This is a genomic window from Roseibium sp. TrichSKD4, assembly GCF_000148725.1.
Classification (GTDB): Bacteria; Pseudomonadota; Alphaproteobacteria; order Rhizobiales; family Stappiaceae; genus Roseibium.
On sequence record NZ_GL476314.1, the window covers coordinates 29,647 to 47,454 of the forward strand.

21 protein-coding genes are annotated in these 17,808 nt (G+C 56.9%); all 21 read left to right on the forward strand.

From position 1 onward, the window contains the following. On the forward strand, nt 1-326 hold a 326-nt coding region (locus tag TRICHSKD4_RS30745; protein WP_040616796.1), incomplete at its 5' end, for a hypothetical protein. 386 nt (nt 327-712) lie between these two features. Then, on the forward strand, nt 713-1,705 hold the full coding sequence (locus TRICHSKD4_RS12145) for a phage protease (protein WP_009759302.1): 993 nt from the start codon (nt 713-715) through the stop codon (nt 1,703-1,705). Continuing rightward, a complete protein-coding gene (locus tag TRICHSKD4_RS12150; RefSeq protein WP_009759303.1) occupies nt 1,702-2,073 on the forward strand; it encodes a DUF2190 family protein in 372 nt (123 codons plus the stop codon). The genes TRICHSKD4_RS12145 and TRICHSKD4_RS12150 overlap by 4 nt, the downstream gene beginning before the upstream one ends. A gap of 31 nt (nt 2,074-2,104) precedes the next feature. Then, nucleotides 2,105-3,073 carry a hypothetical protein gene (locus TRICHSKD4_RS12155; RefSeq protein ID WP_009759304.1) on the forward strand — a complete coding sequence of 323 codons (969 nt, stop codon included), beginning with the start codon at nt 2,105-2,107 and terminating at the stop codon, nt 3,071-3,073. Between the two features lie 65 nt (nt 3,074-3,138). Beyond that, nucleotides 3,139-3,324, forward strand: a complete 186-nt coding sequence (locus TRICHSKD4_RS12160) for a hypothetical protein (RefSeq protein ID WP_009759305.1) — start codon at nt 3,139-3,141, stop codon at nt 3,322-3,324. Then, entirely contained in the window at nt 3,314-4,213 is a 900-nt protein-coding gene (locus TRICHSKD4_RS12165; protein WP_009759306.1) for a TAXI family TRAP transporter solute-binding subunit, read from the forward strand. Before TRICHSKD4_RS12160 ends, TRICHSKD4_RS12165 begins: the two co-directional genes overlap by 11 nt. Before the next feature lie 96 nt (nt 4,214-4,309). Continuing rightward, nucleotides 4,310-4,819 carry a hypothetical protein gene (locus tag TRICHSKD4_RS12170; RefSeq protein ID WP_009759307.1) on the forward strand — a complete coding sequence of 170 codons (510 nt, stop codon included), beginning with the start codon at nt 4,310-4,312 and terminating at the stop codon, nt 4,817-4,819. A gap of 54 nt (nt 4,820-4,873) precedes the next feature. Further along, nucleotides 4,874-5,338: a gp436 family protein gene (locus tag TRICHSKD4_RS12175; protein ID WP_009759308.1), complete on the forward strand. Its 465-nt coding sequence runs from the start codon at nt 4,874-4,876 to the stop codon at nt 5,336-5,338. Next, the gene (locus TRICHSKD4_RS12180; protein WP_009759309.1) at nt 5,335-5,817 is read left to right on the forward strand and encodes a phage virion morphogenesis protein; all 483 of its coding nucleotides are present in this window, start codon (nt 5,335-5,337) and stop codon (nt 5,815-5,817) included. The genes TRICHSKD4_RS12175 and TRICHSKD4_RS12180 overlap by 4 nt, the downstream gene beginning before the upstream one ends. Then, nucleotides 5,814-6,452 (forward strand): hypothetical protein, encoded by a 639-nt coding sequence (locus TRICHSKD4_RS12185; RefSeq protein WP_009759310.1) that lies wholly within the window; start codon nt 5,814-5,816, stop codon nt 6,450-6,452. Before TRICHSKD4_RS12180 ends, TRICHSKD4_RS12185 begins: the two co-directional genes overlap by 4 nt. Further along, a complete protein-coding gene (locus TRICHSKD4_RS12190; RefSeq protein ID WP_009759311.1) occupies nt 6,449-7,018 on the forward strand; it encodes a phage baseplate assembly protein V in 570 nt (189 codons plus the stop codon). The genes TRICHSKD4_RS12185 and TRICHSKD4_RS12190 overlap by 4 nt, the downstream gene beginning before the upstream one ends. Continuing rightward, nucleotides 7,015-7,416, forward strand: coding sequence for a GPW/gp25 family protein (locus tag TRICHSKD4_RS12195; protein ID WP_009759312.1), 402 nt, complete (start codon nt 7,015-7,017; stop codon nt 7,414-7,416). Before TRICHSKD4_RS12190 ends, TRICHSKD4_RS12195 begins: the two co-directional genes overlap by 4 nt. Next, nucleotides 7,413-8,264, forward strand: coding sequence for a baseplate J/gp47 family protein (locus TRICHSKD4_RS12200; RefSeq protein WP_009759313.1), 852 nt, complete (start codon nt 7,413-7,415; stop codon nt 8,262-8,264). Before TRICHSKD4_RS12195 ends, TRICHSKD4_RS12200 begins: the two co-directional genes overlap by 4 nt. Beyond that, nucleotides 8,261-9,364 (forward strand): hypothetical protein, encoded by a 1,104-nt coding sequence (locus tag TRICHSKD4_RS12205; protein ID WP_009759314.1) that lies wholly within the window; start codon nt 8,261-8,263, stop codon nt 9,362-9,364. The genes TRICHSKD4_RS12200 and TRICHSKD4_RS12205 overlap by 4 nt, the downstream gene beginning before the upstream one ends. Further along, the gene (locus TRICHSKD4_RS12210) at nt 9,365-12,634 is read left to right on the forward strand and encodes a DUF4815 domain-containing protein (protein WP_009759315.1); all 3,270 of its coding nucleotides are present in this window, start codon (nt 9,365-9,367) and stop codon (nt 12,632-12,634) included. An 8-nt stretch (nt 12,635-12,642) separates the two neighbouring features. Next, nucleotides 12,643-14,370, forward strand: coding sequence for a hypothetical protein (locus TRICHSKD4_RS12215; protein ID WP_009759316.1), 1,728 nt, complete (start codon nt 12,643-12,645; stop codon nt 14,368-14,370). Between the two features lie 3 nt (nt 14,371-14,373). Further along, complete coding sequence (locus tag TRICHSKD4_RS12220) at nt 14,374-14,967, forward strand: hypothetical protein (protein ID WP_009759317.1); 594 nt, start codon at nt 14,374-14,376, stop codon at nt 14,965-14,967. 3 nt (nt 14,968-14,970) lie between these two features. Further along, nucleotides 14,971-15,459, forward strand: coding sequence for a hypothetical protein (locus TRICHSKD4_RS12225; RefSeq protein ID WP_009759318.1), 489 nt, complete (start codon nt 14,971-14,973; stop codon nt 15,457-15,459). A gap of 103 nt (nt 15,460-15,562) precedes the next feature. Further along, on the forward strand, nt 15,563-16,795 hold the full coding sequence (locus TRICHSKD4_RS12230) for a phage tail sheath family protein (RefSeq protein ID WP_009759319.1): 1,233 nt from the start codon (nt 15,563-15,565) through the stop codon (nt 16,793-16,795). A gap of 12 nt (nt 16,796-16,807) precedes the next feature. Continuing rightward, a complete protein-coding gene (locus TRICHSKD4_RS12235; RefSeq protein WP_009759320.1) occupies nt 16,808-17,314 on the forward strand; it encodes a phage major tail tube protein in 507 nt (168 codons plus the stop codon). Between the two features lie 36 nt (nt 17,315-17,350). Further along, nucleotides 17,351-17,782, forward strand: a complete 432-nt coding sequence (locus TRICHSKD4_RS12240; RefSeq protein ID WP_009759321.1) for a phage tail assembly protein — start codon at nt 17,351-17,353, stop codon at nt 17,780-17,782. The last annotated feature ends 26 nt before the right edge of the window (nt 17,783-17,808 follow it).

Here is a 17,808-nt window from a genome sequence, read left to right on the forward strand (position 1 = left end):
TCCCGGTCGCTGTTCACCCGAAACTGAAAGACACGCTCAACTCGAACTCATCCCTGATCGTTGCCTCTAGCGACACGATCCAGGCCAAGACCGGCAAACATGCAATTGTCTCGCTGGACACGTTCGCCCTTGTCCAGGGCATGCTCGATCAGGGCACCATTGTTGATGAAGGACGGGCGGACACCGAGCGGGCCGTTTATGTGCAGCTTGGCGCGAAATGGTGGAAGCTGGTCATCAAGAAATCAGCGGCCGGGTTTTTGCGGCTTCACACGATTTATCAGGTGCGGTCATCACGGGCGGAAAAATGGTTGGGAGAGAAAAAGTGACGGGAGGACGTGACCCCTCGCGGTCGCATTTGACCGGCACCACCGACTTTGCGCCGCCACAGATTTATTATGGACAATGGCGTGGGCAATTGCAATTCCGACAGCTGTCTGGCTGGAGGCTTTGAGATACGAAGGTGGGTCAAATTCAAACGCTGATTGATACCCCTTCAAAAAACGCCCACTGAGCGCCTTCACCCCCATTTGCGCGTGGATGATACCAAAAATTTCCTGCCGCGCGTTCTTACCCCTTTAAGACCCCTTTAAATTTGATCCTGTTTGACCTCCTCGGGTGCGATTTTGCATCCGGGGCGGCTTTGTTCCCGTTTTCCCGTGACTGACAGCTGACAGCCCCGCTTGACGGTGTGGCCGCAGGTAATTTCGCGGTCATGACAAAACCGGCTTCAAAACCTGACCTCCTGACCTCCACCGGCCTTGCCCTGGAAGTGGTGTCCGCTTCGGCAAGTGGCGCGGATGCGTTCAAGGCTCCCGAGTGGGTGCAGATCATGCCGCGTGGCAAGGTGACGTGCCGCGATGGTCGAACCTTCAAGTTCGAGCCTGATCGCCTTGTCGAGCGGTTCGAAGCGGAAGGGATCGATATTCCGATCGATCTTGACCACGGAATTTCGAATGGCACGAGCCCGGATGCGGTCGGCTGGATCAAGGAGCTGCAGGCGCGGGCGGAAGGCTTGTTTGCCCGTGTTGAATGGCTGGAAAGCGGGGTGGAAGTCTTGCGTGCCCGAACACGGCGTTTCCTGTCACCGACCTTCCATCACACAGAAGAGGGCGTGACGACCTGGCTTCATTCCGTCGCTCTGGTCGCAGCCCCCGCCTTGTCCATGGCAGCGCTTGCCCATGCGGACCCAACTTCCCAACAGCAACAGGACATTTCCATGAAAGGAATAGCGGAGGCCCTTGGTCTCAATCCGGAAGCGGACGAGGCGGCCTGCCTTTCTGCTTTCAACACCTTCAAGAGCGGCACCGTTGCAAAGGCCGTTCACGAGGAAACCCTCGCCAAGCTTGAAGCAACCACCAGCGAGCTGAATGGTCTGAAGAAGGCGCAGCACGACAAGGCGGTCAGTGAAGTGCTGGAGGCGGCGCTAGCTGCCAAGAAAATCACGCCTGCGCAAAAGGACAGCTATGCAGCTCTTTGTGCAACCGATGAAGGCTTTGAACAGGTCAAGGCTCTTTTGAAGGCAACCGCTGACGGCCTCGCTCATTCCGGCCTTGATGAACAAAAGGCTCCGGCAACGGATGGCGACGCACTCGACCCGGCTGCGCTTTCCGCCAAGGCTTCAGCCTATCAGGCTGAGCAAGCCTCCAAAGGGATCACCGTCGATATCATCGCGGCGGTCAATCATGTGAAGGAGACAGGCACATGATGCCGCTTATCAAGTCTTATCCGGTCGGTGCGGCCGGGCTGAAGGGCAAGCACATTGCCAAGGTCAGCGGCGGTGCCGTTGAAACCGCTACAGCTGCCACGGACACCACGCTCGGGCTTATTGCCGGGTTTGATGCGGACGCGGGCCAGATGGGTGATGTGATCCTGTCTGGTATTGGTCCTGTGGTTGCAGGCGGCGACATCGACTTCGGCGACAAGCTGATGGCCGATGCACAAGGGCGCGCGGTCAAGCTGGTACCGGTTCCAGGTAGCACGGTTGCGATTGTTGGTACCGCCCTTCGCGATGCGGCCGAGGGGGACATCTTCGACATGCATGTTTCCTTAAGCCTTCTTTCCACCCCGGCCTGATCGGCTGAACGCAATTTAAAGGGTCATTATCATGGCTTCAAATCGTCCTTTTAACGTCGATCCGGTCCTGACAGCGATTGCGATCGGCTATTCCAATCCGGCGCAGGCGCTGATTGCCGACAAGGTTTTGCCGCGCATGCCGGTTCCCCAGGAGCTGTTCAAGTGGACAGAGTATCCGGCTGTTGAAGCCTTTACGGTTCCACAAACGGAAGTTGGCCGCCTTGGTCAGGTCAATCAGGTTGAGTTTACGGGCAAAGAGCGCGAAAGCGCGGTTCGTGACTATGGCCTTGATGTGCCTATTCCCATTGGCGACATTAATGTGGCGCGTGCAGCGCGGGCAGCTGGAACGGGCAATTTTGATCCAGAGCAACATGCTGTCACCATGTTGACCAAGCTTGTTCAGCTGGACCGGGAGGTTCGATGTGCAACTGTTGTTCAAGATCCTGCCACTTATGCAGCTGAGCGCCGTCTCGTCCTGGCAGGTGATGATCAGCTTTCTGATTATGAAAACTCCGATCCGCTCGGGGTTCTTGATGCGGCCATTGAGGGGCCGTTGATTTACCGTGCGAACACGCTTGTCATGGGCAACAAGCCCTGGTCCTTCCTCAAGCGCCATCCGAAACTTGTGAATGCGGTGAAGGGTAACCTGACCAGTGAAGGCTTTATTACAAAGCAGCAGCTGGCTGATCTACTTGATATTCGCCAAGTCCTGGTAGGCGATGCGCATGTGAACACGGCCCGTCCGGGTCAAGACATGAAACTCACCCGTGCCTGGGGGAATTTTATCTCCGCTCTTTATGTTGATCCGACCGCTTCCAAGGGTGAGGCAACATTTGGCTTTACCGCTCAGTTTGGAACGAAGATTGCGGGGCGGATTGAGGACAAGGATGTTGGCCTTGAAGGCGGCTTCCGCATTCGCTCTGGCGAAAAGGTTCGGGAAGTGATCGTTGCCAAGGATGTCGGCTGTCTGATCCAGAACCCGGTCGCTGAAGCCGCTTAACCTCCAGCGCTCATCATAAAACGTTGTTTGAGAGCCGCTTTGCGGCGGCTCTTTAGTGAGGAACCATGATCAACCGTTTCAAAAGATGGGTCATCGCCAAGCTGTTTGTTTTTGTCGGCGCTCTGACCGCTTCCATCCCAGCCGTTGACATGGCTCTCGGCGGTTTTGGCCTTGATGAACTCTATGGCTTGTGCGTTGCCGCCCTTGTTTCCCTGATCGTCAAAATTGGAGTGAAAACCAATGAAACGTAATCTTTTTCTTATTTCCGCCTTTACCGGCCTGATAGCCCTGTGCCTCCCAAGCGCATTTGCCCAAGACCTCAAGCCACCGATTTCAATATGCTCGGGCACCGATGGCGGTAGCTACTATCTTGCCGCCAAGGCCATTGCCGACAGTCTGGCAAAAGAAAAGATCACCTCTGAGGTGCTTGTCGATACGGGCGGCTCGCTCGGCAATATCAGCCGGGCCTTGCGCGGCGAATGCAATGTGCTCGTTTCTCAGCCCGACGCCATGGTCAACTTGAAACGCAATGACCCGGCCTCTGCCCGTGAGTTTGTAACCGTCGCCTCGCTTCACGAAGAATACTTGATCCTCCTGGTCAACCGGGATGGCAAGGTCGGTGAATTGGATGATCTGGAAAGCTACGGCAAGGAAGCCTCCATTGTTCTCGGCGATCCGGACTTTTCCGGAGCCGTTCAGACCTGGGCGAACCTTGTTGCTGAAGATGATGACTATGGCGCGGTCCGCATTGCCAGTGAACATGATGATCCGGAGTTTGCTTTGGAAGCACTCGCTCAAGGCGAAGTGGATGCAATCCTTCTGGTGACGCGCATAAAGGCAAACCGGGCCTTGTCGGAGGCCAACAGTTATCTTTCCAAAAAGCTGCGTATTGGCGCGATGAATGACGGTGATGTTGATGATGCGGTCGATCTTGCCGGAGATCCGCTTCTGGTGTCCGTGGGGGTTCCGTCAAACGGGATCACGTCCAACTTGACCAGCTGTTTTTTCGGCTGCACGGACAGCTACAAGATGCAGGCCAAGCTTTATCTGGTCAAAGGCTCGATTGACAGGCGGACCGAGAAAACCTTGCGCCGGGTTGCACGGCGCGTAGGTGCCCAAATCCAGTCCGCTCTTAACTAAACCTCATTTTTGACTTCCTGCGCGGGACATCCCGCGTAGGGAGCCAGGAGCCTTAACTTCGCACCCCTTCACATCCTTTATCCGGAGAATAATGTCATGGCTCGCAAGCCTCGCACCTCTCGCCGCAGCAAACCAGCCGCAGAGACCGAAACCAAGCTTGATCAAAAGGTCGAAGCGCCGGAAACAGAGACAGCCGCCGAAACCGTGGATGCTGCTTCCGAAACCACGCCCGAACCTGAAGCCGGTTCTAAACCTGAGACAGTGTCGTCACGGCAAGCGGGAGATGCGGACGGCGAAGGCCAAACGTCAGAAGACAAAGCGCCCGAAGGCAAAAAGACGAAGGAAGAAACTTCCGAGGAAAAGGAAGCGGACGATAGCTCGGACGAAAAGGCGGCGGACGCAGGTGAACAGCAAAAAGCGCCGCCCGAGGATGAGCAGCTGCAAAACCAATCCGAGGAAGGCGAGAAGACCAGGGATGTTTTGCCCCTTTGTCATGTCCGGCGTGACGGCGTGCTTCACCCTCCGGGAAAACCTCTTGAAGTGACCCGCGCGCAGTTCAATGAGCTGAAAGCGGCAAAAGCCGTTGAAGGCACTTTCGACGCCTGACACTCCGCCCCTTTGAAATAGTCCCTTGAGGCAATCCATTAAAGCAACCCGGTTATGACAGCATTTGCGACCATTCAGGATATTGAGGACCGTTACCCGGATGATTTGATCGTTCTGGCCGCGCACCCTCAAACGCGCGAACTGGATCAAGGCCGGGTTGTTGCGTGTCTGGAGGATGCGGGGGCAGAAATCCGGGCCATCCTTCAGGCGCGTTATTCTGCCGATGAGCTTCGCCGCCTGGACGCAGAAGCGCTTTCCATCCTGAAGGTCTATTCGATCGATATCGCGCTCTACCGGGTGGCGCTGTCCTTTTCCCGCTCAACGGACCAGATCAAGGAACGCTATGAGGCTGCGATCAAGCGCCTGGAAGCCATCGCGACCGGCAAGGGCGGCTTGACCTTTGAGGGCGGGAACGTGACGCCGGGCCTTGAAGGTGTGAGCGCCGGGTCTCCCAATGAAGTCCTGATCGATGTACCGCCGCGCCCGTTTGGTTCCCGCCGATTAAGGACGCCGCGATGAGTGTTGTCCTGAGCATCGATACCAGCGATCTCGATGAAGCGCTGGTGCGCCTGAAGCCTCTCATCGACCCTGACCTTGGACAGTTGGTTGAACTCCTTGCCGACACTGGGGAAGAGCAAACCCGCCGCCGCATCGAGACCGAAAAAACCGCGCCTGATGGCACCGAGTGGCCAGAGAACGCGGAAGGCACAAGCATTCTGCGAAAGACAGGTGGGAACCTTTTGAACAGTGTCGCCTCCTCTTCGTCGGGGACGACCGCCGAATGGGGCGCGACGTGGGAGTATGCCCATGTTCACCAGTTCGGCGCGGTCATTAAACCGCAGACGGCCAAAATACTCGCCTTCAAGATTGGCGGCAAATCTGTTCGGGCAAAGAAGGTTGTCATTCCCGCCCGTCCCTTTGTTGGCCTGTCGCGCGACAATGAGCGTGAGATGGTTGATGTGGTGACCGACTTCTTCGGGATAGGAGCTGCACAATGATCGAGCCAAAATCCCTTTTGGAACTGATCGCCGTTGATCCGGTTTTTGCCTTCCAGACTGCCGTTTGCGAGACCCTCAAAACCCTCTTTCCCGACATTGATGTCAAACGCCATCCCGGCAAGCTGGATGTGTTTGACGTGATCGAAGGCGAGACAATTTCCGCCCCTTCCATGCTGATTGGCTGGACGGCCATCAAGACGCCGCGCGATGTAACCGGGGCTTATGAGCTGCCGATCGACTTTGCGGCCTATATCGTGGCTGAAGATTATGCCGACCGGGAGCAAAAGCGTTCCATCGACCGCCAAGCGGTTGCCTTTGCGATAGGCTCACGGCTCCTTGATATCCTTCAAGATCCGGACCTGCAGTGTTTTGGGCAATCTAAGGTTCTGCCACCCGCAACAAAACCGGAGCCCGCGCTTCGCCCGCTGTTCACCGCGACCGCCCATGGCAAAGGGACGGCTTATTATGCGGTGACCTGGCAACAGACCCTTGTCGGCCTTGGCCCTGACTTTTTGGGCGGCCCAACCCCACAAATGGTTTCTCACGAAGATCCTGAAGGGCCTGGGCTGAGCTTTGGGTCTGATGATGCTATTCCGCCCGAGATCGCGGCCCTCATTGCGGAGGGCAGCGAATGAGATCGGAAGCGGCCCGCGAACTTCGCACCCTTCGCCGATTGCTTGCCCAGGCTGAAAGCCGCATGGCGCGCATGCATATGACCGGCAAGGTTCATCCCGGCTCGCAAAACATGAAGGCGAGAACCGTGCGCCTTGAACTTGGGTACACGCAGGACGGCGAGCTGATCCTGTCGCCGCCTGTTCGCTGGGCGAACCCCGGCAATGGCCGCCTGAAGGTTCATTCCGCGCCTGGCGACAATGAGCAAATGACGCTCTTCAACCCATCTGGAACGATCGGTCAAAACAGCCTGGCGCAGTATGCGACCTATGATGATGACAACACCCCGCCAAGCACCGCGATAGACGAGACTGTTATCGAATATGGCGACACGGTTATTGTTCTCAAAGGCGATGAGACGCGCATTCGGTCGGGCAAGGTCGTTGTTGAAAGCGATGACGTTCATCTGGGCGGTGAAGGCGGCGAGCGCGTTGCCCGTGTTGGAGACAAGGTTCTTGTCAAATCTGGATCTTCAAAGGGTCTTTGGCCGATCGTTGAAGGGTCTTCAAATGTGAGGGCGGCTGGATGACGCGTGCCCTTCGATATCGGCGGGGCTTCCATCCCGTCACGTTCCGGCCGCTGGTTGGCTGGGCGCATGTGGTTCGCTCGCTCGGGATCATTTGGAGCACGCGACTTGAGACGCGGGTCATGCGTCTTGAGTTCGGGTCGGATCACTTCTCGCTTTTGGCTGAGGACATAACGCCGGATCTCGCCTTGCGCCTCTATGACGCCTTGATTGGTGCGGCCCACAAACACGAGCCGGAATATCGGATCAAAACCATGCAATTGGTCAAGGTTGCTCGAAATGGCACATTGGCTGTGCGCCATGGCGGGATCTATTACCCGGAAGGCCGGTTCGGCATTTACGATCATGCGCAGGAGATGACCGCAACGGCTCCGCTTCACCATTACCGGGAGGCGGCATGATTGATCTGGAAAAACTCCCCAAGCCGGAAATCATCGAAGAACTGGACTTTGAACAGATCCGGGCCGAGCAGCTGGACGATGTCAAACAGCGTCTGGAAGCTGCAGGCTATGCGTTCGACACCGGCGCTCTGGATAGCGAAGTGATCGCTATTGTCCTTCAGGCAACGTCTTTCCGCGAAATGAAAATCCGCAGCCGGATCAACCATGCGGCCCGGTCCAATTTTCTGGCCTTTGCCTTCAAGAACACGCTGGATCATCTGGTGGCATGGCTGGGAGTTGCCCGTCTTGAAGGGGAGACGGACAAGCGGCTCAAGCGGCGTTATCAGCTGGCGACCATCGGCCGGTCGGCCGGAGGACCGCCGGAGCGATATGAGGACGTTGCGCTCAAGGCGAGCGTTGACGTGCGCGATGTCAAAGTCTGGAGCGAGGACGACAGCCCGATCGTCAATGTCGCGGTCCTCTCCGCCATTGGTGACGGGAATGCATCGCCGCAGCTCTTGGGCCTTGTCAAAGCGGCCCTTGAGCAAAAGCATGTGAAGGTCACAAACGACCGCTTCAACGTCATGTCGGCCGTGCGGCGGACTGAAGATATCCGCCTGCGCGCGCGTCTTGCGCCCGATGCCCCGGCGTCTCTAATTGATGAAATCCCACCGCACCTAAGAGCCGAATGGGCAAAGCAGGATCTTCTGGGGCTGGACCTTGACCCGTCCTGGATCATTGCGACCGGCAGATTGCCAGGTGTAACCGGGCTGGACCTCGATGCACCGACCGGGTTGATCGAAGTACGAGGATTTGAGGCGATCGCGCTTGGTGACATCACCGTGGAACTTGCCGGGAGGGGCCGGTGATCAAGTCGCTCCTTCCATCCAGTTCCGCAAATACGGCAATTGGTGTTGAGCTTGCCGGTGCCTGCGAAGACCGGGTTATGCCGGGCGTTTTGCGTATTCCCGGTTGGAAGCTGACCTCCCGCTCGGCCTCGCTGATCTGGTTCCTGATTTATGAGTTCGGCCTTGGGGCGTTGGTCCCCTATATTCCGGATCGTTTCTTCCTCATCGATGCCGGTCGCCAATGGGCGCGCATTCGCGGGACGCACAAGGCGATTGAAGATGGTCTCGGGTTTATCGGCTATGCGGCCGGGATTGAGGAGCCGCCTGAGCGGCGGTCAACATGGTGGAAGGTTCAGCTCCATCTGGACCGTTTGCGCGATAGCGAAAACGACCTTGAGCGCATTGACGGGATTGTCGGTCTTTCGCTTCCGACCCGCTCCAAGCTCCGCCGCGTCTATCATGGCTACAACATTCCGGCAGCTGAGACGGGTTACACGCGGCTCGGCTCCTGCCGGTTGGCAGGCGACAGCGGGGTTCGCGCTCGGGGTCTCAAACCGAAGTGGAGTTTTGGCCGCAAACATGATTTTGCGCTGGACCTGACCCAAGCCGATTATGAGGCGCTCGGGATCTGGATACCGGAAGTGCCAAGCGAGCTTTGGGAAGACATGGATATCCCGTGGGAGACGGCGGATTTTGCATGGGAGGCGTCCAGCGAGATTGCCCGTCGTCGTTCCCTCGGCCAATCGCTTGAACGCTCGTCTGTCTGGCTGAAGTTCACAGGTAGCGATGGCGAGATCATTGGTTATCGGAATGCGACCTGCCGCGCGGTTTCTCCGGCACTTGAGGGCTTTGACATCTCGGGCAGCTTCTATGACCGAAATCGAGACAATCCCACTCATGTGCTGGCCATTGGCAAAACCGACTTTGGCGAAGGGTATGGGGCGACGGCTTCCCATGTGTCGCTCCTGTTTGATCCAGAGCTCACAGACATAACCAGACCTGGGCTCCTTTGGTTAGAGCCGAATGGTTTGAGCGGTGGTGTCGAGATTGCCCGCCAGCCGCTTGACCTTGAGTTTGGCGAAACCGTTCGCGACCACATCCAGATTTTGATGAGGCTTTAAATGGCGTTTGAACATCCCGAATTGCCAAACACCTATGACCGGTCGCCTGAGGCACCTGCAAACCGCACCCGCGTCGAGTTTATCGATGGTCGACATATCGAAGGCGGGGATATTAATGAGGTTCAGGGCCTTTTTGAGCGCAGCCTGACCTCTGTTGCCAAGATGTCGGCAGCAAATGGGGACATTCGCGAAGGGGCTGGGATCAAGGTCGAATTGATCACAGATCCCGCCACACCGAACGAGCCCGCGACCCATGCCAACATCACGCTGCAAGCGGGTGTCATTTTCGTTGATCGCGATCTGGAAGTGAAAGCAACCTACCTTGAGAATGTGCCGATCACGGGTCAAGTCTCAGTCGGGGTTCGCAAGCTACGCGGCTATGTCACTTCCGAACAGGACGAAACTCTCAAGGGTATTGCCGAAGGAGAGCCAAGTTTCAACGAGCCGGGTCATGCCCGCCGCGAGGAAGATCTTGTCTGGGCGCTTCCCGATGATGATCAGGCAGGCGAGTTCACCCGTGTTTATCAGCTGCGCGACGGCGTTGTTGTTGACAAGAAAATGCCGGTCGCCTTGTCGAGGATCATAGACAATTTGCGGATCTACGACAGCGCCAACGGTTCTTACATTGTCGAAGGGTGTGACGTGCGCGCGCTCGGCAGCGACGGAGAAGGTCATCAGGTTCTCTCGATCGATGGCGGCATCGCCCATATCGACGGGTTCCGCCGTACACGGGATGAGGCTTTCACCCTCTTTGTTGAAGAAGACCCGGATCTGGAAGACGTTCCGGCAGAAACCCATCAGTTCGATGATCCGGACGGAACCGGTTCGGCCACAATAGAGATCAACCGTCCGCCTGTGGCCAGCGTTACCTCTGCGCTTGTGACAAAACAGATCACGATCCAGCGGGCGCGCGGAGATGTGCCGAACGGGCTTGATCAGCTGGACCACGGATCGGTGCGCCGGATTATCTCTGTCACGCAGTCGGACACCGTTTACGTCGAAGGCACGGATTTTGAGCTGAGCGGTGATGATATCCGCTGGCTTCTGGGCGGCAATCAACCGGACGCGCAAGACACCTACAGCGTCACCTATCTTTACTATGCGCCTGCCGACAGCATTGCCTTTGACAACCGAACCATCACGATCACCGGCGGTGTTAATGGCGAAGATGTTCTACTGACCTATCGGTCCAAGATCCCGCGCCGGGATTTGCTTGTTCTGGACATCTCCGGTCAGCCCCGGATCATCAAGGGTGTCTCCATGCGCCGCAAGGCGGTTGCACCGCCAACGCCCCCGGAAACCCTACCTCTTGCCGAGATCCACAATGACTGGTTCGGCGCTCCCCTGATTGTAAGCAGTGATCAGCGCATGCCCACGGTCTGGGAGGACTGGCAATACAAGCACCTGTTGCTCAAACTAGCAGACCAGTTCAACCGGATGAGCATGGAAAGCTCGGTTCCCGACAGCGTATCGGCAGACGGGATCTTCACCGACGATTTCCAGAACGATGAGCTGCGCGACAACGGTGTGCCTCAAACGGCTGCGATTAACCGGGGCGTTTTGCAGCTCCCCGTTCATGAGGTCATGAATGTCAGTTTCGGCCAGGTCGAAACCTTGGCCTATGAGGAAAAGGCGACCATTGAGCAGCTGCTTTCAACCGGTGTTCACAAGGTCAATCCGTATCAGAACTTCAACCCGATTGCGGGCGATCTGTTCTTAACGCCTGCGCTTGATCACTGGACAGAGGTTCGCACAGCCTGGACCTCTCCGGTAACGCAGTTCTTTACAGCTGCTCCCGGTCGTCCTCCCGGCAGAACCGTAATGACTGAGGAAGTGTCCCAGCGGACGGAAACGGCCTCGGCAATCCGTCAGCTGGACATTGCCTTCACCTTGAACGGCTTTGGTGCAAACGAGCAGCTGGAAAGCCTCTTGTTTGCAGGCCGGGATGTCACTCCCAATCCGCCGCTCTTTGCCGATGCAACGGGTCAGATCACGGGTTCATTCCGCATTCCTGAAAACGTGCCTCCGGGAAGTCATGCGGTCGATGCAAAAGGCGCAGCCGGCTCTTTTTCCGGAAACACCTATGCAGCATCCTTGACGATCACAACGGAGGTGATGCGCCGGGTAAACCTTGTCACCCGCCGTGCGCCACCGCCAACGGTGATCAACAACATCACCAATGTGACCAATATCACAGAGGTGAATGTGCGCGGTGGCCGCAGAAACGGGGGCGACCAAAACGAGCCCTGGCAGCGAAGCGGCGACCCGATTGCGTGGGTCTTTCCGCCCGCTGAAGACGGCTACAATCTCGGACTGGATTTCTGGATTGGCGAGGTTGGCAATCCGGACAATCCGATCATCCTACAGCTCGCCGGAACCGTGAATGGCGATCCAAGCAATGAAATTGCCGCTGACACCTTGATCCCGATGCATGGTGTTCAGCCGGGAGATCTGATCCAGGCGCGGTGGCGGGCTCCTGTCCCGGTCAGCGCCAACCGGCGCATGTCTTATGTCTGGATGACCAATGACGGGGACCATGCAATCCAGATTGCAAGACAGGGTGACGTTGACCCGACCAATCAGCAGAGGGTTGGCGGAACGCCGTATCCGGAAGGTGCGTTTTTCAAGGGCGCGAACCGTTCTACATGGCTTTACGATCCGTCGATCTCCCCGAAAGTCCGGGTTATTTCTGCAAGCTTCACCGAGAGCGAACGGCGGATTGAGCTGTGGCGCGGCGAGCTTCAGGCCATCTCCGATCTGGTTGTTCAAGGCCGTGATCAGATCCCGCTTGGAACCGGTATTCGTCTTGAGCTGAAACGGGCTGACGGTTCGGTTCAGGTTCTTCAGGCAAACCAGCCGATCGAGTTTGAGGAGTATGTGTCTGAGGAAGTCGTGCTTGAAGCGGTTCTGACAGGAACCAAAACCCAAAGCCCGATGATGTTCGGAAAACAGCTGATCGGTGGCCGGTTGCAGCAAAGCGCGGACTATGTATCCCGCGTGTTCCCGCTGGACGGAAAGCTTCATGCGCGCAGCCTGATCAAGCGTTTTACGCCGTCCGGTTCGTCTCTGGCGATATCCGTCGACAAGGAAGATGGCGTTTTTGAGGAAATGACGCCGGTTGAAAACCGCCCGCTTGGTGAGAACTGGTTTGAAGTCACCAGTCAAATCGATGCCTTCAGCGCTCCCCATGGTGGCCGTATCCGGATCACCCTTCAGGGCACACCCGCCGCTCGGCCTTCTGTTGCCGAACTCCGCGCCTATCCGCTTTGAGGTGAAAGATGGTCACTGACGCAAAAACGGAAAAAGGCAATCTTCCCAAGCCGCATTCGGACAATAAGGTCAACGAGGAATTCCCTCGACTAGCGCAAGCGCTGGAACTGATCGGGTCCGCACTGGATGACCTGACAACAGCGCTTGGTCAAAAGCCGGATGCAGGTCATGGCCATGCGATTGACGATATTGAGGGACTTGCTGGACAGCTGCAGAGCCTCATTGATGGACTGGATGACCATACGCATGCGTTCTCTGATCTGGTTGATGTAAACACGCAAGGGGCGAATGAAGGGCAAATCCTGCAATATCAGGCTGGAACTATTCAGGCCGTCGCGGCTCTGGCCGAGTTCTTTGCGCACAAGCCAATTCCCGGACTGACCTCCAACAATGTGCAGACCGCTCTTGCGCAATTGGCGTCTCAATTGGAGCAGCTGCGCGGAGGCAATGCGCCGGAGTTGCTGGATACCATTCAGGAACTTGCCAATGCGCTTGGGGATGATCCGAACTTTGCAACAACCGTGATGGAGCATCAGGCTGAACGGGCCGTGAAAACCCGCATAGCCCCGGAGGGTGGCAAGCCGCAATATTTTGACCCAACGCGGGGCGACGGCGGCGCGTGGGTGGATATCGGGTCTGGCGACGGGGTGCCGGTCGGCGGGATACTGGGGGACGCTTCTGGTCAGGGCCTTGGCCCCGGCTGGCTCAAGCTTGGCAATGGGGCGACCTTTGATGTCACGATCTACAAAAAACTTGCGCTGAAATATCCTGATGGCGTCCTGCCTGATCCTGATGATCGGGTTTTGCGTGGAGCTGGAGCGCTGGCGGGTGTTGCCGGGACTGTGCTTGAAGATGCACTCCAAGACCATAACCACGAAGATGCTTACGCCTCCAATGTGTCTGATGGAACCGCGCGCACTTCTGGCCGCACATTCGGTTCCGGTCGTACAGTCGCCGAAACTGGTGAAAGCCAAGAACTGTCTCAGGGTAATGCGGCAGAAGGTAATGAAACTCACCCTCTGACAGGACCTGCATCAGCGGTCCCCGGCGTTCGTACAGCCTCAGAGACCCGTGTCAAATCCCTCACAGTCGATTGGTATATCAAGGCAGCCGATACGGTTGACGCCCCTGAGATCGTCCAAGCACTATCCTATGTTGCATCGCTCAATGCTGTTGTTTCCAAAGCAGATGCGCTTGAAACAAAGGTCAACAAGCTGGAGCTGGCTGCGCCGTCTGTCCTGACAAAGCTGCGTAACGCGGCCAATCTTGGTATCGACCTTGCGCCTTACACTGACGCGGATGGTTTTGCGGCCATTGAGCTTGATGTGCTGTGGCTTCGACCGGGCAATAATGCCTACTTTGCGGCTCGGGCCTCTGTAGATGGCGGCGCTACTCTTATCTCATCGAATTCTTACGTTAGGGCAGGATACTATAACGGCTCTTCCAGTTCAGGTGTTCCCGGCTGGAATGCTGGTGGAAACAGTGAAATGGGCCTTACCGGTACGCTTGGAAAAGCAGAAATCGAGAGTGGGACAATGACGGTGAATATCGTTAGATCCCCGAACTCAATCCGCGTCGACTCAAGTGTTGAGTACATTAACAATGGGACGCTCCAGCGGGTAGTTATGCGCTCATTTAGCTCCGCAAACCTAACGGGCGTAGACTTCGTCAGCATCTACCCGAACACCGGACAGATCGCTGAAATGGATTACAAAATTCGAGACTTGAGGGCTTAGTTTATGACCCACTTTTATCAGCACCCTGACGGTCGGCGTATTGAAGTTCCGCATTTCGAAACGGCAGGCGAAGACGGTATCTCGCATATTCGCAATGGGCGTGGCGAGCGAATACCGTTCGATGTAACGGACCCGGCCAGTCCTTACCATGGCTTTGAATACCTGCCCGATGGCTTTCCACCTGAGCCCGGTCCTTCGCTGGATGAGGTCAAATCTGAAGCTGTGAAGGCGGTAAAACAGCGCCATGCGGGAACACTGAGACAACTATCAGGCAATGCCAGCGATGAAGAGATGCACTCTTGGCCGCGAAAGGCATTGGCCGCTGAAAAGTATCTGGAAGGAACAGCCAGCGAAAAACAGACGCGGATCATTGAAGGTGGCGCGGACCGCCGCGATATGGCCTTTGACGCTTTCGCTAATTTGATACTAAAGAAGGCGGAAACCTTCGATGATCTGATTGGTCAAGCGGATGATCTGAAAGAGCGAACCGATGCAGCCATCAAGGCGGCGAAAACTGCGGAAGAGGTGGCCGCTATCCTCGAAGCGTCTGAGGCGGAAGCAGCGGCTGCGCTGAAACAGTGGCTCTCGGCAGCTTAAGCCATGCCGCGCACTTCCTACACCGCCTTGCGACAGGATATCCGTTCCGGTGATCTGATTGCCTTCCGGGGCAATGGACCTGTGTCCCGGCTGATCCGCCATGTCACGGGTGGGCGGCATACCCACGTTGGTGTGGCGTTTTGGTGGTGGCACCGGTTGTTTGTCCTGGAGGCCCGCGAAGGCGATGGTGTACGGCTGCGGGCCTGTTCAGCCCGGTTGCCCTTTGACTGGATAGCGACCGGACTTGAATGGACAGACGCGGCAGAACAGTTTGCCGCCGATACGCTGGATGATCCTTATTCCTATCTCGACGCGGTGCGTGCCGGGCTGGGGCTTAAACTCCAATCGGGCGGATTTATCTGTTCCGAATATGCGGCCGGAATTCAAAAGAGGTGCGAGGGCACGGGTTGTGCCGCCTTGCCCATGGGCCACCCATCCGGCCTTGTCGATTATTGGCTCGATCTCGGGCGACCGCTTCGAAGTCTCAAGTGACATCTGTCAGCCCCGGTCGTCTTTTTCAAATCCTGCATGCTTTCTCCACACTTCAAAGCCCCTGCTTAAGGCCCATTCAAACGGCCTTTAAACGGAGAACGCCATGTCTGCCACGGTGCCCAATGTTGGGACGCGGGTCTTTTCCGACCTCTCGCCAACCGTTGCCTCGATCGACGCCCGTCAAACCTATGCGGCCATGTGTCTTCCCATGCCGAATGCGGATAATTCGGTTGAGAAGCACCGGCCCTTTGTCGTCTCCACTGATGATGTTGAGAAGATCGCGCTGATAGGAGACGGCGTTGCCAAAGACGCCATCAACCAGATCGCTGCCGAAGGCATTACCACGGACATCATTCTTTCCCGTGCTGAAGAAGCGCCGGACGAAGACGCCCAACTTGGGCACATTGCCGGGGCTGCTACTGACAAAACCGGTCTATGGTCTCTGCTGGAAGCCAAGGGAGAGACCGGGTTGGAACCCGGTTTGATCATTGGCCCGGAGTTCTTTCATCAGCGACCGGGTGATGCTGCCAATCCATGCTTGACCGTCGCCGATGCGATTTGTGACAAGTTCATCGACTGCATGGCGATCGGGGATGCACCGAACACGAACCGCGAAGATGCGGCCGAAGCTGCCAGCGATTTTGCAACCTCCCTGAACATCATGATGGGGTATCCCCGCGTTCGGATCTGGAAAGGTGGCAGCGAAGCGGATGCGCCGTTCTCCACGTCCTGGGCGGCGGCCATCCTGCGCCGCGATGCGCAAGTTGGAAACCCTTACAAGGCGGCCTGGAATAAGCCAATGAAGGGCATTCGCGGTCTGACACTCAAAGTCAGCCACCGGGACGGTGATCCAACTTCTGACAGCAATTTCCTGTGTCAATCTGGCGTTGGTACGGCGATTGAAAAGAAGCTTCTTTGGGCTCCCTATTCAACGGCGTCTGATCCGACCGTTCGCGATTATCGATCGATCAAGCGCATTCGCACCCGCCGCTCGATCGAAAAGGCGTTCCTGCGCGCCATGCGCAAATACAACGGCGAAGATCTCGGGCCGCATCTGACAACCTTGCTGTTTCAGGCCGTGTCCGAAGCCTGCGCCGAGCGTAAGGCTTTCGGGGCGATCATTGACTACGAGGTCATCTGGGACCGCAAGATGAACCCGAACACGGTTCTGCGCGATGGCGGATTGCGGATCAAACTTCGCTTTGAAGAAACCCCGGATCTGACCGACCTTCAGATCTTCACCGAGCCGCAGCCTGAAGCCTTTGACCTTCTGGCAGGCAACATTGCGGCCGCCCTTCAAACCCTTGGCGATCCGAATATCCGGGTCGCAGGCTAAGGAGCCATTGTCATGGATAGTCTGATCTATGGCGCGAACTGGTATGTCGACACGCTGAACCAGCGCCTTCGCCTGGAAACGGTCAAGCTGCCGAACCTTTCGCGCGCCAATGAGGAAATCAAACTTGCCGGTGGTTGGATGGCGTTTTCCCATCCCGGCGAGATTGCCTCCATGTCTGCGTCCTTTACCCTGAAAGGGGCTCATGATGATGTGCGTTCGCTCTTTGGCCGGGAGGCCGGGGACTGGACGACGTTCTATTATTATGAGCGCCTGCGCGACATTCAAAAGGGAGTCAACAAAGGCCGGATTGTCACGCTCAAAGGTCTATTGACCGATGTCACCCCTCCAAGTGTCAGTGGCCGTTTGGGCGGGCAGACTGAATACCAGATTGGAACGCTGGTCACTTATCGCGATGTGGTCGAAGGAAAGCGCGTTCACGAGATGGATATCTTCTCAAACTCGCTGATTATCAACGGCGTCGATTACTCGGCCGAGCACAATCAGATGATTGCCGCTTAGGCGGTTGCGGTATCCATAGGGGGCAAGAGATTTTCAATGAGCGGCACAGAACCCAAACCGTTTGAACTTGATGAGCTGGAAACCCTGCCGCCGGAGGAGCTGACGGACGCGCTGGATAATTCCGGAGGCGGTAATCACTCGGCGACACGCGAAGTTGAGGCCCCGCAGACTGAGCAGCTGGAATTTCTGTCTGATGAAACCTCCCGGTTTCAGAATGTGCCGCTCGATCATCCGTTCAAACGGGGTGGCGAAACGGTCAAGAGCATTCCAGTTCGCAAGCTGACCGGCGGTGAGGTTGAAGACCTTGTCCGCAAGGCGGGGGGCGATCTGTCCTTTTACAAGGTCTATGAGGCGCAAACGGGTTATCCGGAAGCGGTGTTGCGCGGGCTTCAGGAAGAAGACTGGCACCTTGTAAAGGAAGCCTGCACGGATTTTTTTCCGCGATCGCTCCGAGCGGAAAGCGCCTGATTGCCCATCCCCGGCAATGGCGGGCA

Excerpts from the sequence above, each read along its gene's own strand:
- TRICHSKD4_RS12215 (WP_009759316.1), top strand. The coding sequence starts at position 12,643 with ATGGTCACTGACGCAAAAACGGAAAAAGGCAATCTTCCCAAGCCGCAT.
- TRICHSKD4_RS12165 (WP_009759306.1), top strand. The coding sequence starts at position 3,314 with ATGAAACGTAATCTTTTTCTTATTTCCGCCTTTACCGGCCTGATAGCC.
- TRICHSKD4_RS12170 (WP_009759307.1), top strand. The coding sequence starts at position 4,310 with ATGGCTCGCAAGCCTCGCACCTCTCGCCGCAGCAAACCAGCCGCAGAG.
- TRICHSKD4_RS12145 (WP_009759302.1), top strand. The coding sequence starts at position 713 with ATGACAAAACCGGCTTCAAAACCTGACCTCCTGACCTCCACCGGCCTT.
- TRICHSKD4_RS12230 (WP_009759319.1), top strand. The coding sequence starts at position 15,563 with ATGTCTGCCACGGTGCCCAATGTTGGGACGCGGGTCTTTTCCGACCTC.
- TRICHSKD4_RS12225 (WP_009759318.1), top strand. The coding sequence starts at position 14,971 with ATGCCGCGCACTTCCTACACCGCCTTGCGACAGGATATCCGTTCCGGT.
- TRICHSKD4_RS12175 (WP_009759308.1), top strand. The coding sequence starts at position 4,874 with ATGACAGCATTTGCGACCATTCAGGATATTGAGGACCGTTACCCGGAT.
- TRICHSKD4_RS12180 (WP_009759309.1), top strand. The coding sequence starts at position 5,335 with ATGAGTGTTGTCCTGAGCATCGATACCAGCGATCTCGATGAAGCGCTG.
- TRICHSKD4_RS12220 (WP_009759317.1), top strand. The coding sequence starts at position 14,374 with ATGACCCACTTTTATCAGCACCCTGACGGTCGGCGTATTGAAGTTCCG.
- TRICHSKD4_RS12235 (WP_009759320.1), top strand. The coding sequence starts at position 16,808 with ATGGATAGTCTGATCTATGGCGCGAACTGGTATGTCGACACGCTGAAC.
- TRICHSKD4_RS12200 (WP_009759313.1), top strand. The coding sequence starts at position 7,413 with ATGATTGATCTGGAAAAACTCCCCAAGCCGGAAATCATCGAAGAACTG.
- TRICHSKD4_RS12160 (WP_009759305.1), top strand. The coding sequence starts at position 3,139 with ATGATCAACCGTTTCAAAAGATGGGTCATCGCCAAGCTGTTTGTTTTT.
- TRICHSKD4_RS12190 (WP_009759311.1), top strand. The coding sequence starts at position 6,449 with ATGAGATCGGAAGCGGCCCGCGAACTTCGCACCCTTCGCCGATTGCTT.
- TRICHSKD4_RS12185 (WP_009759310.1), top strand. The coding sequence starts at position 5,814 with ATGATCGAGCCAAAATCCCTTTTGGAACTGATCGCCGTTGATCCGGTT.
- TRICHSKD4_RS12210 (WP_009759315.1), top strand. The coding sequence starts at position 9,365 with ATGGCGTTTGAACATCCCGAATTGCCAAACACCTATGACCGGTCGCCT.
- TRICHSKD4_RS12240 (WP_009759321.1), top strand. The coding sequence starts at position 17,351 with ATGAGCGGCACAGAACCCAAACCGTTTGAACTTGATGAGCTGGAAACC.
- TRICHSKD4_RS12195 (WP_009759312.1), top strand. The coding sequence starts at position 7,015 with ATGACGCGTGCCCTTCGATATCGGCGGGGCTTCCATCCCGTCACGTTC.
- TRICHSKD4_RS12150 (WP_009759303.1), top strand. The coding sequence starts at position 1,702 with ATGATGCCGCTTATCAAGTCTTATCCGGTCGGTGCGGCCGGGCTGAAG.
- TRICHSKD4_RS12155 (WP_009759304.1), top strand. The coding sequence starts at position 2,105 with ATGGCTTCAAATCGTCCTTTTAACGTCGATCCGGTCCTGACAGCGATT.